Origin of the sequence: Streptomyces sp. NBRC 109706, from assembly GCF_000974485.1 — a bacterium.
Lineage (GTDB): Bacteria > Actinomycetota > Actinomycetes > Streptomycetales > Streptomycetaceae > Streptomyces.
Genome location: NZ_BBOM01000005.1, coordinates 11,787 through 26,369, shown reverse-complemented (window position 1 = coordinate 26,369; position 14,583 = coordinate 11,787). Strand labels below are relative to the sequence as shown.

13 protein-coding genes are annotated in these 14,583 nt (G+C 72.2%); 3 read left to right on the top strand and 10 right to left on the bottom strand.

Annotated elements, in window-relative coordinates; translation table 11 throughout:
* Nucleotides 1–26: 26 nt before the first annotated feature.
* Nucleotides 27–911, top strand: coding sequence for a fructosamine kinase family protein (locus tag AOM46_RS05170; RefSeq protein WP_062206513.1), 885 nt, complete (start codon nt 27–29; stop codon nt 909–911).
* A gap of 39 nt (nt 912–950) precedes the next feature.
* Nucleotides 951–1,373 (top strand): DUF1992 domain-containing protein, encoded by a 423-nt coding sequence (locus AOM46_RS05165; RefSeq protein WP_062206511.1) that lies wholly within the window; start codon nt 951–953, stop codon nt 1,371–1,373.
* Between the two features lie 57 nt (nt 1,374–1,430).
* Here AOM46_RS05165 and AOM46_RS05160 read toward each other — a convergent pair whose 3' ends face one another.
* From AOM46_RS05160 to AOM46_RS05125, 8 genes are all read right to left on the bottom strand, one after another.
* Complete coding sequence (locus tag AOM46_RS05160) at nt 1,431–2,252, bottom strand: hypothetical protein (protein ID WP_158920259.1); 822 nt, start codon at nt 2,250–2,252, stop codon at nt 1,431–1,433.
* 148 nt (nt 2,253–2,400) lie between these two features.
* A complete protein-coding gene (locus AOM46_RS05155; protein ID WP_062206507.1) occupies nt 2,401–3,651 on the bottom strand; it encodes an NAD(P)/FAD-dependent oxidoreductase in 1,251 nt (416 codons plus the stop codon).
* A gap of 2 nt (nt 3,652–3,653) precedes the next feature.
* Nucleotides 3,654–5,111: an NAD(P)/FAD-dependent oxidoreductase gene (locus tag AOM46_RS05150; RefSeq protein ID WP_078856501.1), complete on the bottom strand. Its 1,458-nt coding sequence runs from the start codon at nt 5,109–5,111 to the stop codon at nt 3,654–3,656.
* 124 nt (nt 5,112–5,235) lie between these two features.
* Nucleotides 5,236–6,663 (bottom strand): FGGY family carbohydrate kinase, encoded by a 1,428-nt coding sequence (locus AOM46_RS05145; protein ID WP_062206506.1) that lies wholly within the window; start codon nt 6,661–6,663, stop codon nt 5,236–5,238.
* Entirely contained in the window at nt 6,660–8,261 is a 1,602-nt protein-coding gene (locus AOM46_RS05140) for an APC family permease (protein ID WP_067225954.1), read from the bottom strand. The genes AOM46_RS05145 and AOM46_RS05140 overlap by 4 nt, the downstream gene beginning before the upstream one ends.
* A 52-nt stretch (nt 8,262–8,313) precedes the next feature.
* Entirely contained in the window at nt 8,314–9,087 is a 774-nt protein-coding gene (locus AOM46_RS05135; protein ID WP_062206504.1) for a DeoR/GlpR family DNA-binding transcription regulator, read from the bottom strand.
* Between the two features lie 321 nt (nt 9,088–9,408).
* Nucleotides 9,409–10,017, bottom strand: a complete 609-nt coding sequence (locus AOM46_RS05130; protein ID WP_062206503.1) for a GNAT family N-acetyltransferase — start codon at nt 10,015–10,017, stop codon at nt 9,409–9,411.
* A 58-nt stretch (nt 10,018–10,075) separates the two neighbouring features.
* Nucleotides 10,076–11,533, bottom strand: coding sequence for an MFS transporter (locus AOM46_RS05125; RefSeq protein ID WP_062206502.1), 1,458 nt, complete (start codon nt 11,531–11,533; stop codon nt 10,076–10,078).
* Nucleotides 11,534–11,712: 179 nt separating this feature from the next.
* Between AOM46_RS05125 and AOM46_RS05120 the strand changes: the two genes are divergently transcribed.
* Complete coding sequence (locus AOM46_RS05120; protein WP_062206501.1) at nt 11,713–12,168, top strand: MarR family winged helix-turn-helix transcriptional regulator; 456 nt, start codon at nt 11,713–11,715, stop codon at nt 12,166–12,168.
* Nucleotides 12,169–12,178: 10 nt separating this feature from the next.
* On the opposite strand, the gene AOM46_RS05115 is transcribed toward AOM46_RS05120, so the two are convergent.
* Nucleotides 12,179–12,985 carry an alpha/beta fold hydrolase gene (locus AOM46_RS05115; protein WP_107079994.1) on the bottom strand — a complete coding sequence of 269 codons (807 nt, stop codon included), beginning with the start codon at nt 12,983–12,985 and terminating at the stop codon, nt 12,179–12,181.
* A gap of 125 nt (nt 12,986–13,110) precedes the next feature.
* Complete coding sequence (locus AOM46_RS05110; RefSeq protein WP_062208473.1) at nt 13,111–14,499, bottom strand: MFS transporter; 1,389 nt, start codon at nt 14,497–14,499, stop codon at nt 13,111–13,113.
* Nucleotides 14,500–14,583: the final 84 nt, after the last annotated feature.

Here is a 14,583-nt window from a genome sequence, read left to right as displayed (position 1 = left end):
GGGGCGGCGCGTGGTTCGCTGGACGGGTGACCTCCGACGACCAGCTGCGCGCACTCCTGCACGAGGCCGGTTTCGACGCCGTCTCGGTGGCCCCGGCCAGCGGCGGGACCATCGCCGACGCCGGCATCGCCCGCCTCACCGACGGCCGACGGGTGTTCGCCAAGACCGTGGCGGGCGACCGCCCCGCCCTCTTCGCCGTCGAGGCAGCCGGCCTGGCCGCGCTGCGCGCCGAAGGCGGCGCGACCGTCCCCGAGGTGCACCATGTCGCCCCGGAGCTGCTGGTGTTGGCGGCGCACCGACCCGCCCTCGACGACGCGCCGGCGTTCTGGGCCGCCCTCGGCCACCAAATCGCCGCGCTGCACAACCACACCGTCGCAGACCGTTTCGGCTGGCACCGCGACGGCTGGTTGGGCCGACTGCGGCAGGACAACACCTGGGATACCGACGGCCATCGCTTCTTCGCCGAACGCCGGGTGCTGCGCTGGCTCGCCGAACCGGCCGCCGAGGCCGCGTTCGACGCCGCCGACCGCCGTGCCGTCGAGGCGCTCTGCGCCGCGCTGCCCGAACTGGTGCCGGCCCAACCGCCGTCGCTCACCCATGGCGATCTCTGGTGCGGCAATGTGGTGGCCACCGACGACGGCCGCCCGGCGCTGATCGACCCGGCCGTCTCCTACACCTGGCCCGAGGTCGACCTCGGGATGCTCTGGTGCTCGCCGCGCCCGCCGGCGGCCGACCACTTCTTCGCCGCCTACGCCGAATCGGCGCCGCTGCTCGACGGCTGGCGGGAGCGGATGCCGCTGATGTATCTGCGGGAGTTGCTGAGCGTGGTCGCCCACGGCGACGACACCTGGGGCGCGGCCAGCATGGTCAGACGGCTGGCCGCGCCGTTTCGTCGGTGGGGCGGCGGTTAGCCTGGGAGGCCGAGGACGGGAGCGGGGAGGGCGTGAGCGATGACCGAGCGTAAGCCGCCGGGGGTCACCTTCGAGTCCTGGGTGGACAAGCAGATCCGGGAGGCCGAGGAGCGCGGCGACTTCGCCGATCTGCCGGGCCGGGGCAAGCCGCTGCCGGGGCTCTCCGAGCCCTATGACGAACTCTGGTGGATCAGGGAGAAGATGGTCAAGGAGAACCTTTCCTCCCTGCCGCCCACGCTGGTGCTCCGCAAGGAGGCGGAGGACGCGCTGGCCGCCGCGTTGGCCGCGCCGACCGAGCGGGCGGTGCGCCGGATCGTGGCCGAGATCAACGAGCGGATCGACCAGGGCATCCGGCAGCCGATGGACGGGCCCCCGCTCAACCTGGCCCGCTACGACGTCGAACAGGTCGTCCGCGCCTGGCGCGCCGGGGTCGCCAGGCGGCTGCGCGACAGCGCGCGCTGAGGGGCCGCCTCCCGTCCCGGACGGGAGGCGGCCCCTTCGGCCGGTGTCGCGCTCCGGTCAGGCGGTGGTGCGGCTCCTGCGGGCGAGCACGACCGCGCCGACGCCGGCGACCAGGGCGACACCGCCCACGGCGGCGGCCACCGGCAGCGCCGACGAGCCGCCGGTCGCGGCGAGTTCACGGTCGTCGTCCGCGTCCTCGTCGTCCGTGCCGGTCTGCGGCGCGGGCGCGTTGGGCTCCGCCGGCTGCGAGGGCTCCGGCTCGGTGGGCTCCGGCGCCGGCTCCTCGCCGGCGACGATCAGCGGCCACTGCTCGGCGCGCTCGGAGGTGTAGCAGGTGTACTCGTCCTCGCCGCCCTCGGCGCCGTAGAAGCGGGCGCTGACGGTGACATCCACCCAGCCGGGGCGGTTCTGATGGGCGCGGGTGCGGATCTGCGCCTCCCCGGACTCGCCGGGCGCCAGCTCCCCGATCTGCCCGAAGTGCCCGTCGTAGGCGTCGCTCTCCCACGGCACCTCCCACCACTCCCCGTCCACCGACCACTGCAGGTTGAACGGGAACGGCTCGTCCACGCCGTCGTTGCTGTTGTACCAGGCGGTGGTCCTGGTGTAGATCGGGCCGATCGGCTCGTCGGTGCCGTTGTGGACCTGGTAGGTGTACTCCTGCCACTCCTCCGGCTCCGTCACCTCCTCGGGGACGTCCAGCAGGAAGACGGAGACGCCCTCCGCCGACTCGACCTCGTCGCACCAGCCCATTTCGTCGCTCACCGGCTCGATCGGGACGCCGGCGGCGTAGGCCGGCGCGGCGGCGAGCAGCAGCGCGGGCAGGGAGATGGCACCCACCGCCACAGCTGCGGCGGTACGGCGGTGGAAGGCACGTTTCATTCGAACTCCTCGTCAGGCGGCCAAAAGGCCGGTGTCGTCCCGTTCGACGGATCGCCCCGGTCCCAGGTTGCCCCCGAGTTGTCACGAGCGTGTCACGAAACCACGCGGTGTTCCCGTCCCACCGTTCCCTCCGCGCTCACCTGTCCGTTCATGTCACGCTCACCCGCACCTCACCTCCGTGCCGGTCGACCCGGCGCAGCACCGAGGACGGGATGCGCAGCACCCGGCCGGGCGCGGCCGGCCAGGGCAGGGTGCGGCGGGCGACCACCCGGCCGTCCTGCCGCACGGTGACCCGGGGCACCAGCACGAACTCGTCGGTCCACAGCAGCAGTCGGTCGCGTGCGGGGGCGGGGGAGTCGGGCCGCAGCAGGCTGGGCGCGATCCACCGCAGCGGCGGGTCGACGGTGATCGGCACCCCGGTGCCGTCCGAGGGGCGGCCGTCGGCGGCCAGCCAGCGCAGCACCGAATCGGCGACATGGGCGCCGTCCAACGCCGCCACATCCGCCGTGTCGACCGGGTGCAGAACGTTTCCGGCAGCGAACACCCCGGGGTGGCTCGTGCGCAGCGCCGGGTCGACGCGCGGGCCCAGGGTGCCGGGGTCGAGTTCGATCCCGGCGGTCCTGGCCAGTTCGTGGTCCGGGATCCAGTCGCCGGTGAAGATCACGGTGTCGCAGTCCACGGTGCGGCGCGCCCCGGTGTCCAGGTGCTCGATCTCCACGGCGCCGACCCGGCCCCTGCCGATGATCCTTGTCACCCGGGTGCGGGTGGCCACCGGCACCCGCAGCACGGTCCGGCCCGGGACGGTGAAGGCCGCGTAGGACTCCGACCTCCGGTAGGGGGTGGTCATCAGCGCGGTGGCGCAGCCGGCCTCGCGGAGCGTCAACACGGCCGACCAGCTGACCAGTTCGCCGCCGACCACGACCGCGCGCTCGCCGACCCGGCCGTGGTGCAGATGCACGATGTTCTGCAGCTGTCCGGTGGTATAGACGCCGTGCGGCCGATCGCCCGGGACGCGCCGGGCCGCGCGCGGCCGCTCCCGCGCGCCGGTGGCCAGCACCACCGCGCGGGCCGCCACCTCGAACCGTCCCCCGGGGCTGGTGACCTCGACGGTGCGCTCGCCGGACCAGCCGGTGACGGTGGCCCGGGTGCGGATCTCGGCGCCGGCCGCGACGGCCCGTTCCACCAGCTGGCGGGCGTAACGCGGGCCGCTGGTCACCCGCTTCAGATCGCGCATGCCGTAGCCGGGGTGGTCGCTGTGCCGGGGGATGCCGCCGGCGTCCGCCTCCCGGTCCAGGACCAGCACCTGTCCGCTCACGCGGGGCGCCAGCCGGGCGGCCGCGGTGAGCCCGGCGGGGCCGCCGCCGATGATCAACACGTCCGGGGTGAGAGTGGTGTTCATGGTCACGCCTCCTGTCGGGGCGTGACCGCCCGGTCGTCGCCGGCCGGCCCGGTGGGGGCCGCCGTCCGTGTCTGCTCGTCGAACAGTCGGTTCACCTCGGCGCCGCAGAAGAAGCCCTGGCAGCGGCCGTTCATCGCACGGGTGCGGCGGCGCAGGCCCTCGGGGGTGCGGGCCGGCAGCGGCGCCTGGCAGGCGTCCCGGATCTCGCCTGCGGTGACTCGTTCGCAGAAGCACACCACCGTGCCGTAGGCGGGGTCGGCGGCGATGCGTTCGGCGTCCTGGTAGGGGCGGCGCCCCGCCTCGCCGATATTGGGCATCCTGGGCGGTTCGGGCAGCTCGGCGCGGGGCGTCAGCTCCAGCCCCGCGTCGGCGAGCAGCCCGGTGACATGCTCGGCGATGGCGATGCCGGCGGTCAGTCCGGTCGAACGGATGCCGCCCACCAGCAGATAGCGCTGCTCGGCGGTGGCCTCGATCAGATAGTCGCCGTGGTCGACGGCGGCGCGCAGCCCGGCATAGCTGGCGGTCACCTCCTCCTGGAGCAGCCTGGGCATCAACCGTTCGCCCTTGCCGAGCAGGAACTCGAAGCCGCTCTCCGAGGTGCCGGTCGCCGTCTTGTCGTCCAGATCCTCGGAGGTGGGGCCGAGCATCACATTGCCGTAGATGGTCGGCGAGATGAGGACACCCTTGCCCCGGGAGGTGGGCACCGGCAGCACGATCCGGTCGGCCAGCGGCCGGGCCAGCTTGTCGAAGACGAACAGCTCGCCCCGGCGCGGGGTGACCGTGAACCGCCGGTGTCCGAAGAGCCCGTCGATCACATCGGCGCCGAGCCCCGCCGCGTTGACCACCCAACGGGCCCGCACCGTACCGCCCCTGGTGGTCAGGGTGGTGTGTTCGGCGCCGACGGCGACCTCGGTCACCGCATGGTCCAGCAGCACCTCGGTGCCGCGCCCCCTGGCGTCCGTGGCCAGCGCGAGATTGGTCGTCCAGGTGCAGATGATGGACTCGTCGGGCACGGTGAGCCCGCCCAACACGCCCTCGCCCAGCGCGGGCAGCGCGCGGTAGACCTCGTCCGGGTCGATCAGCCGGCAGTGCGGATAGCCGTTGGCCTCCGCCTTCTCCCTGAGCCCGGGGAGCGCCGCCAGCTCCTCCTCGGTCCAGGCGACCAGCACCGCCCCCGTGCGCTCGACGGGGATGCCCGTTTTCTCGGCATAGGCGCTGAGCAGGGCATAGCCCTGGCTGACCAGCCGGGACTCAAGGGTGCCCGGCTTGGCGTCGAAACCGGTGTGCAGAATCGCGGTGTTGGCCTTGCTGGTGCCGTCGCCCACATCGTCGCGGGCTTCCACCAGGGCCACCGACAGCTGGTATCCGGAGAGTTCACGTGCGATGGCGGCGCCCACGATCCCGGCGCCGATCACCGCCACATCGAACACCGGGTCCCGTCCGGCTGATGTGGGGTCCATAACGGGGTGCTTCCTCACTGCTCGTCTGTCCTGCTCGGCTGTGTTGTGCCGCGACGCCTCAAGACGCCTTACGGCGTGCCGCGACGTGCCGCGACGGTTTCTCGCGGGCTTCCTCAGGGCGCGGTCACCGTTCCTCCAGGCCCAGTTGGGCGGCGCGCAGCCAACGGGTCCTGAACTCCTCGGCCCGGTCCGCCGACCAGCGCGGCTCGAAGACCCGGCTCGGCGTCCAGTCGCCCACCGCGTCCGCGAGGCCGAGCCCGGGGTCCAGCGCCATCCGGGCCAGCGCCGCCGCGCCCAACGGGGTGGCGTGCCCCGACGGGTAGACGTCCACCGGCAGGCCGGCCAGATCCGCCTGCGCCTGCATCAGCGTCCGGCTGTTGGTCAGCCCGCCGTCCGCCCGCAGTCGGGTCAACGGCGCGCCCAGATCGTCGGCCACCAGCCGGCACACCTCGGCGACCTGCGCCGCGATGCCCTCCAGCACCGCGCGCACCAGATGCTCCCGGCCGGTGGAGAGCGTCATCCCGGTGAAGCTGGCCGTGGCGTCCGGGCGCCACCAGGGTGCCGCGAGCCCGGCCAGCGCCGGCACACAGAGCACCCCGTCGGCGTCCGCCGCCGCGACCGTGTCCAGATCGCTCGCCGCGTCGATGAAGCCCAGGCCGGTCAGCCAACGGATCGCCGAGGCCGCCGTATAGACCTGTCCGTCCACGCAGTAGGGCGTCCCGCCGGCCGTCCGCCAGGCGACCGATGTGGTCAGCCCGCCGCGTGAACGGACCGCCGTCTCACCGGTGTTGGCCAGCAGAAAGGCGCCGGTGCCAAAGGTGCACTTGGCGGTGCCGGGCGTCAGACAGCCCTCGGCGACCAACGCCGCCTGCTGGTCCACGATCAGCCCGGCCACCGGCACCCGGCCCGGGCCGAACGCGTCGGTGGTGCCGACGATCTCGTCGGACGCCACCAGCCGGGGCAGCCGTTCGCCGTCCAGACCGAAGAGGCCGATCAGCTCGTCGTCCCAGGCCACCGTGTCCAGATCGAGCAGCAACGACCGGCTCGCCGTGGTCACATCGGTGACGAACTCCCCGGTCAGCCGGTGTACCAGCCAGGTGTCCGTGGTGGTCACCACGCCCTCGCCGGTCAACTCCCGCCGCAGCCATGCCATCTTGGGCGCGCTGAAGTACGAGTCGAGCACCAGCCCGGTGCGTCGGGCCACCAGCTCGGCGTGGTCGGCCAGTTCGGCGCAGACCGACTCGGCCCTGCGGTCCTGCCAGACGATCGCCGGTGTCAGCGGCTCCCCGGTGCGTGGATCCCACGCCAGCACCGTCTCGCCCTGGTTGGCCAGGGCGACCGCGTCGATCGGCCGGCCCGCCGCGCGCACCGCGCGACGGCCGGCGGTCAGCACCGAGTCGAGCAGTTCCGCCGGGTCCTGCTCGACGCCGCCGCCGTCCAGATACCTCGGCCGCACCGTCTCCTCGGCGATGGCCAGGGCGGCGCCGTCGGCGTCCACCACGATCGCCTTGGTGCCCGAGGTGCCCTGGTCGATGGCGAGCACGGTCGTCATCGGCCACCGCCCGCCGGCCGCCCGGCGTCGCTCAGGGGCGCGCCACCGTCGGAGACCTCGCCGTCCGACTCGCCGTCGGACTCCTGGTCCAGTTCCCGGTCGATATCCGCCATCTCGGGCATCGACATCCCGGCCCGACCACGCGTGGCCAGCAGATAGAGGAAGTAGACCGCGCCGATCGCGAAGAGCAGCAGGACATAGAGCCAGGGGTTGCGGAACGACTCGTCGCGGAAGAGCAGCAGCTCGTAGGCGAGCCAGACCGAGGCCACCACGATCACCGGCATCTCCCAGCGGCCCAGCGTGAAGCCCTGGCTCGGCGGCAGCGACTTGCGCTTGCGGATGTACATCACCACGGTGCTGGCGTAGATGATCGCCGGCAGCAGGGTGGCCGCCGAGAACAGCTCGAAGAGCGCGTCCGTCGAGCCGGAGAAGGCCAGCAGCACCACCTGCGCGACCACCAGCATGAAGATCGACGCGTTCAGCGGGGTGCCGCGCCGCCGGTTGACCTTGCGCAGCGCCTGCCAGCCGGGGAACCGCTCGTCACGGGACATGGCCCACACCAGTCGGGTACCGCTCAGCGTGATCACCAGTCCACAGGAGAAGATCGACAGCACCACCAGCACCAGCAGCATCTTGCCGACCACCGAGCCCAGCACCGCCGTGATCACCGTGGCCACCGGCGTGTCGGACTGGGCCAGTTCGGCCGGATCGCCGGCCAGCGCGGTGACCGCGATCAGGAAGAGGAAGCCCAGCACGCCCAGCGAGATCACGGCCTGCGCCATCGCCTTGGGGATGACCCGGGCCGGCTCCTTGGTCTCCTCGGCCAGGTTGGCCGCCGACTCGAACCCGACGATGGTGAACGCGCCCAGCAGGAACGCCAGCGCGAAGGGTCCGGCCTGCGTCATGTCGCCCAGCGCGTAGTAGCCGGCCGCCTCGGCGGGCGCCGCCTCGAAGAGGGTGCCGAAGTCCAGCTTCCCGGTGACGGCGCCGACCACGAAGAGCAGCACGGTCAGCGAGATCATCCCGATCAACTGCATGGTGACCGCGACATTGTTGACCCGGTGCGTGGCCCGGGTGGAGGCCGCCACCAGGATCGCCTGGAGCAGGATCACGATCGCCGTGATGAACCAGGCGTTCTGCGTGGTGCCCTGGTAGCGGAACAGCTCCGGCAGGATCGTGGAGGCGATGGTGTAGTCGACGGCGACGACCACCACGCCGAGGAACGCGAACGATATCCATCCCATGATCCAGCCCCAGACGGGGCCGACGATCCGGGACACCCACTGGTAGGCGTAGCCGCTGATGGGGATGCGGGCCGCGAGGGCGCCGAAGATCAACGCCACCGCCAGCTGGCCGACCACCACGATGGGCCAGGCCCAGATGCCACGCGGGCCCGAGGTGTTGAGCACCGAGCCATAGGCGGTGAAGATTCCCGTCGCGATCGAGACAAAGCCGAAGGCGATCGAGAACGATGCGTACCAGCCCAGTTCGCGGGCCAGTTCTTGCTTGTAACCGGTTTGCTTGTAACCGGCCTGGCCGGGCGAGGTCGCCGGGGTGCCCGAAGCACCGGACGACGTCGTCGAGTCCGCGTGAGCCATGGGTCGTGCTGCCTTTCGAGTACTGAGGGCGAGGGAAGGTGCGGGGCGGTGTTCAGGGGGTGATCACGGTGCCTCCCGAACGGCCGATGGCGTTGGCCACCGCCTGGTCGCCCACCAGGTCGGCGATCACGCCCGTGCACGCCTCGAAATCGCAGACCCGGTGGGGTGCGATGCGGCCGTGCTTGCTCGCGTCGGCCAGGACATAGGTGCGAGCGCTTCGTCGGATTATCGCCGATTTTGTGGCGATCTCGTCGAAGTGGAAGTCCGTCACTCCCGCGTCGGCGGACACGCCGCCGGAGCCGATGAACGCGATATCGGCGTGCAGTCCGTCGAAGAAGCTGACCGCCGTCGGCCCCGAGCAGACCAGATCGCCGCCGCGCACCCGCCCCCCGGGGATCAGCACCTCGACGCCGGGGCGGCCGGCCAGTTCGCCGGCCACCAGCAGCGACGCCGTGGCCACCAGGCCACGGAAGTCGGCGGGCAGCGCGCGGGCGACGGAGACGGCGGTGGTGCCGAGGTCGATCACCACGGTCATGCCGGGCCTGACCAGGCCGGCCGCCGTCCGTCCGATCGCCTCCTTGGCCTCCCGGCCCTCGGTGGCCCGTTCGTCGAACGGGGCCTCCTCGCCGGTCAACCCGCGCGCCACGGACAGGGCCGCGGCGCCGCCGTGCACCCTGCTCAACGCCCCCCGGGTCTCCAGCTGCGCCAGATCGCGCCGCACGGTCTCCGAGGAGACCCCCAACTCGGCGGCCAGGGCTTCGGTGCTCAGTGTCCCGGCCTGGTTGACGGCGGCGGTGATACGACGGTGACGCTCGGCAGGCAGCATGCGGGCAACCTCGGGGTGACTGTAGTCCTGGGTTATTGACTGAACTTAGCCGAAAGTGTGGATGCATGCCCGAATGACGTCAAGGGGTGCACGGAAAGTTGCGTAAATGACCGGTGCGATGACCGTTAGTGAACGTTGCGGGGCCCCCGACCGCATCGGGCGGTGGTTCTCCAACGGTGGCGGCCGAGGCCCTGCCGGGCTCGGGGGCGCGGCGGTCGGCGCGCGCGCAACTCCGGCGCGGGGCGGGGGCGTTGTCGCTTCCCCGCGCGCCACCGGCCCGCCGGGCGGGCCGGTGGGTGGGGCCGGTGGGTGGGGCCGGACTCAGCCGGCGAGGTGTCCGAGGCGCGGGAGGCGCGGGAAGTGTCGGGTGTGCACATGGCCCTCGCGCGGGAAGGCGGGCGGTGCCGGCGGCAGCAGCCGGTCGAAGGCGTAGCCGGTCTTCTCCGCGACCCGGCAGGAGGCCGCGTTGTCCACCTGGTGCAGCAGATCGAGACGGGCCAGCCCGGTGTCGCCGAAGGTGTCGAACGCCCAACCGGTCAGCGCCTCAAGGGCGCGGGGCGCCACGCCCCGGCCGCGCGCCCAGGCCGCCGTCCAGTAGCCCACATCGGCCGACGGCTTGCCCGCCGCGACCTCCTTGAGCACCACATGGCCCGCCACCCGTTCCGCCGCCCCTTCGGGGCCGTCGGTCAGCACGGCGAAGGCGAACCGGTCGCCGTCGGCCCAGCTCCGCTCCTGGTCGCGCAACCAGCGCAGGGTGTCGTCCGGGCTTGTCAGCGGGTCGACGCTCCAGCGCCGCAGCACCGGATCCCGGTGGATCTCGACCAGCTCCGGCACGTCCGCGACGCTCCACGGGCGCAGGACGAGCGCCGGAGCCGTCGGCGTCGCGGCCACCTCAAGGCGGCGGTTCGCGTCGTGCGGTCGGTCGTTCATAGGCCCATCACAGTAGCCCGTCCCCGCCGCCCGCCCGGCGGCGGGGACGGACTACCGGTCATGCCTCCGCGTGGGTCGCCTCCCGGGGCGGCGCCTCCTCGGCGGGCTCGTGCTCGGGCTCGGCCAGCGGCCGGACCGGGATGGCGGCGGCGACGGCCGCGGCCGCCAGGCCCACGCCGGCGCCGATCAGCAGCGCCACCCGGAACCCGTTCTCCGACGGCAGCGGGAACCCGCCGAAGTCCGTTGTCAGTTGGGCCAGCACGACGCCCATCACGGCGGCGGCCACCGACGAACCGATGGACCGCATCAGCGCGTTGAAGCTGTTGGCCGAGCCGGTCTCCGACTGCGGGACGCCGCTCATGATCAGCGCGGGCATCGCGCCATAGGCCAGCCCCACCCCGCTGGAGCTGATCAGCGTCACGGCGAGGAGTCCCCAGGTCGAGCCGAGCAGCGGCAGCGCGGAGAGATAGCCGGCCGCGATGACCACACTGCCGACCGCCAGGGTGACCTTGGGCCCCCTGGCCGCCGAGAGCCGCGCGCCGAACGGGGACATCGCCATCATCATCAGCCCGGCGGGCGCCATCCACAGCCCCATGGCGATCATCGACTGGCCTAGGCCGTAGCCGGTCGCCTCGGGCAGCTGCAGCAGCTGGGGGATGACCAGCGACTGTGCGTACATCGAGAAGCCGACGAGCACCGAGGCCGCGTTGGTCACCAGCACCTGCGGCCGGCCGTTCACCCGCAGGTCGACCAGCGGATCCTTGGCGCGCAGCTCCCAACGTCCCCACAGGGGCAGCAGGATCAGCGCGGCGGCGAAGAGGCCGAGCGTGGTGCCGCTGGACCAGCCCCAGTCGCCTCCCTTGGAGACGGCCAGCAGCAGACAGACCAGGGCGCTGCCGAGGCCGACGGCGCCCAGCACGTCGAACGGCGCCCGGGTGGTCGCCACCCGGCCGGACGGGACAAAGAGCCAGATCAGCGTGCCTACCAGCAGGCTGAGCCCGGCCGTCACCCAGAACAGCGCCCGCCAGCTGGCGTGTTCGGCGACGGTCGCCGCGAACGGCAGGCCGAGGGCGCCGCCGACGCCCATGGAGGCGCTCATCAGCGCGATGGAGGTGCCCAGCTTCTCCGCCGGCAGCACATCGCGCAGCAGGCTGATCCCCAGCGGGATCATGCCCATGCCCAGACCCTGGAGGCCACGCCCGACGATCATCGGGCCGACCGAGGAGGTGAGCGCGCAGAGCACAGATCCCGCGATCAGGGGGACGGTGGAGGCCAGCAGGATCCTCCGCTTGCCGTACATGTCGCCGAGCCGGCCGGAGACGGGGGTGATCACGGCGGCGGCCAGCAGGGTGGCGGTGATCACCCAGGAGGCGTTCGACGACGAGGTGTTGAAGATGGTCGGCAGTTCCCCGATCAGCGGGACCACCAGGGTCTGCGTGAGCGCGGCCACGATGCCCGCGAGGGCGAGTATTCCGACGATGCCGCCGGGGCGGGCTTCGGTCTTGGGGCCGTCCACTGTTCTCCCTTGTACTGGGCCTGCCCTGCCGGAACGTCCGCCCGGCCAGGACGCATAACGATGTGCATCCTACATATCGCGTGCATCATGCATGGGTTGTGTATCGCGCATATCGCCTGTGGTATACCTGCCCGTTAATCCCGCTTTACCCGGCGGGTCGGCGAAGGAGGAAGCGCGGCATGGACAAGCCCACCCGTCTCATAGAGTTCGAGTCCATGCTGTTCACGCGGCACACCATCCCGTTCAACGCCCGCAAGTGGGGCGCCGAGCGGGAGCTGGACCGCAGTGCGTATGTGCTGTTGAGCCGCATCCAGATCGACGGGCCGCTCTCCATCAGCCAGCTCAGCCAGGCATTCGGCCTCGACGTCTCCACCCTCAACCGGCAGACGGCCGCCATGCTCAGGGCCGGCGTCGTCGAACGCATCCCGGACCCGGAGGGCGGCGTCGCCCGCAAGTTCAGCATCACCACCGAGGGCGAACGCCGGCTCGACGCGGACCGGGCCCGCAGCATCAGGTCGCTGGAGCGGGTGATGGCCGACTGGACGCCGGACGAGGTCGCCCAGTTCGCCGGCTTCCTCAACCGCTTCAACCGGGACATCGAACGCCTGGAGGGCCGCCCCTGGCCCCGCCCCTGAGCGGCCCGTTTCAGTTGGTGAACTCCCCCAGGAAGGACAGCAACAGATCGGCGGTCAGGCCCGGTTGCTCCACCGCCGGCAGATGGCCGACACCGTCGACACGGCGCAGCCGGGCATCCGGCAGCCCGTCGGCCAGCCGCTCCGCGATTCTCGCGAAGTCCGGAACGTCGGCCTCGCCCACGGCCACCAGCGTCGGCGTCCGCACCGCGCCCAGATCGTCCGCCAGATCGGGCTTGGCGCTCTCCTCGAACTCGTCGGACAGTCGCTGGTTGACCAGCGCGATCCGCATCGACTCGCGCAGGGTCTCCGCGTGCGCCCGCAGGTCGTCGTCCCATGGCCGCGCCGGGCCGCGCACCCACATGTCGAGGTTCAGCTCCACCGCCGCCGCGATATCGCCCCGTTCCAGGGCCTCCTCCTCGGCATCGCCATAGGTCTCCATCGCGTCCGACCAGTCCCAGCCGAGCAGCGGCGCGTTCAACAGCGTCAACGAACTCAGCCGCGCGCCGTGCGTGGCGGCGAACTCCAATGCCACCCGGCCCCCGTTGGACGCCCCCACCAGCGCCACCCGCTCCAGACCGGCCGCGTCCAACACCCGCAGCAGATCCTCGGCGTTGCGATACGGCGCGGCCGGCGGCGGGGAGCCACCGAAGCCGCGCAGATCCGGACGGATCACCCGGTGCGATGCGGCCAGCGCCGGCACCACCCCGTCCCACATCCGGCGATCCGCCACCCCCGCGTGCAGCAGCACCACGGGCGGCCCCGCCCCGTCCGTCTCGACTTCCAACCGGCCACCCGGAACGGGGACAGACTCGATCACGCTGGGGAACTCCTCTGCGGTAACGCTTCATGGACGCCCCGCACCCTACGGTGCCGGGGCCGCCCCCGCCCCGCATTAACGGGAGCGCGGACGGCCCCGACGGCCCCTTCCCCGGTTGCCTCCGGTCAACGGGGCGCGTCCTGGGCCCCGTTGACCGCCGTCCCGGCCCGCGCGGAACCGCCGCGCAGCACCGTGAACGCCACCAGGAACGCGGCGACCAGCAGCCCAGCGCCCACCCGGAACGCCAGTCGATAGCCGTCGGTCAACGCCTCCGGCAGCCCCTCGCCCGCCGCCAGCGCGTCACGGGTGCGCTCGGCGGCCAACGTGGAGAGCACCGCGACCCCCAGCGCCATGCCCACCTGCTGCGTCGTGTTGAAGAGCCCGGACACCAGCCCGGCGTCCCGTTCCCCCGCCCGCGACATGCCCAGCGAGGTCAGCGCCGGCAGCGCCAAGCCGAAGCCGGCCGCCAGGAACATCAGCGGCAGCAGATCCGTCACATAGTCCGCCTCGGTCGGCACCCGGGAGAGCAACGCGAGCAGCGTGACCAGCAGTGCTATCCCCACGAGCAGTACCCGCCGCTCACCGAAGCGGCCGTTGAGCCGGGCGGAGACCCCGAGCGAGACGGTGCCGATCGCCACGGCCGCCGGCAGCATCGCCAGCCCGGTGGCCAACGCGCTGTAGTCCAGCACCTGTTGCAGATAGAGCGCCAGCACGATCTGGAAGGAGAACAGCGCCGCGACCATCAGCATCTGCACCAGGTTCGCCCCCACCACGCTCCGGGAACGCACCACCCGCAACGGCATCAACGGAATCGCGGCCCGCGCCTGCCGCAGCACAAAGCCGACCAGCAGCGCCACGGCCAGCGCGCCGAGCCCCAGCGTCCGCCCGGCGGTCCACCCGTGCTCCTCCACCCCGACCACGGCATAGATCCCCAACACCAGACCCGAGGTCACCAACAGGGCGCCCCACAGATCAGCGCCCTGCCGCAGTCCGAGCCCCCGGTCGGCCGGCAGCACCCGGACGGCCAGATAGAGGGTGGCCAGGCCGATGGGCAGGTTGATCAGAAAGATCCAGTGCCAGCTGAGCGCATCGGTGAGCACCCCGCCCACCACCTGCCCGATGGACGCCCCCGCCGCGCCGGTGAACGCGAAGACGGCGATGGCCTTCGAACGCGCGGCGGGTTCGGTGAAGAGCGTCACCAGGATGCCCAGGCTGACCGCCGAGGTCATCGCGGCGCCGACGCCCTGGAGAAACCGCGCCCCGATCAGCAGCCCCGCGCCGCCGGCCGCGCCGGCCAGCAACGAGGCGAGGGTGAAGACGGTGGTTCCGGTGAGCAACATCCGCCGACGGCCCAGCAGATCACCGAGCCGGCCGGTGAGCAGCAGCAGCCCGCCGAACGCGATCAGATAGGCGTTCACCACCCAACTCAGGCCCGCCGGGGTGAAGTTCAGATCCCGCTGGATCGCGGGCATCGCCACGGTCACGATGCTGCCGTCCAACGTGATCATCAGCATCCCGGCCGCCAGCACCGCGAGCGCCAACCCGGGCCGCTCCACCGGAGGTTGACGGGAGGGAGCGGCATCGCCGGCATCGGTCGT

Coding starts and splice junctions, on each gene's coding strand:
- AOM46_RS05155 (WP_062206507.1), bottom strand. CDS start 3,651: ATGAACACCACTCTCACCCCGGACGTGTTGATCATCGGCGGCGGCCCC.
- AOM46_RS05150 (WP_078856501.1), bottom strand. CDS start 5,111: ATGGACCCCACATCAGCCGGACGGGACCCGGTGTTCGATGTGGCGGTG.
- AOM46_RS05110 (WP_062208473.1), bottom strand. CDS start 14,499: ATGCTGATGATCACGTTGGACGGCAGCATCGTGACCGTGGCGATGCCC.
- AOM46_RS05145 (WP_062206506.1), bottom strand. CDS start 6,663: ATGACGACCGTGCTCGCCATCGACCAGGGCACCTCGGGCACCAAGGCG.
- AOM46_RS05165 (WP_062206511.1), top strand. CDS start 951: ATGACCGAGCGTAAGCCGCCGGGGGTCACCTTCGAGTCCTGGGTGGAC.
- AOM46_RS05140 (WP_067225954.1), bottom strand. CDS start 8,261: ATGGCTCACGCGGACTCGACGACGTCGTCCGGTGCTTCGGGCACCCCG.
- AOM46_RS05120 (WP_062206501.1), top strand. CDS start 11,713: ATGGACAAGCCCACCCGTCTCATAGAGTTCGAGTCCATGCTGTTCACG.
- AOM46_RS05135 (WP_062206504.1), bottom strand. CDS start 9,087: ATGCTGCCTGCCGAGCGTCACCGTCGTATCACCGCCGCCGTCAACCAG.
- AOM46_RS05130 (WP_062206503.1), bottom strand. CDS start 10,017: ATGAACGACCGACCGCACGACGCGAACCGCCGCCTTGAGGTGGCCGCG.
- AOM46_RS05160 (WP_158920259.1), bottom strand. CDS start 2,252: ATGAAACGTGCCTTCCACCGCCGTACCGCCGCAGCTGTGGCGGTGGGT.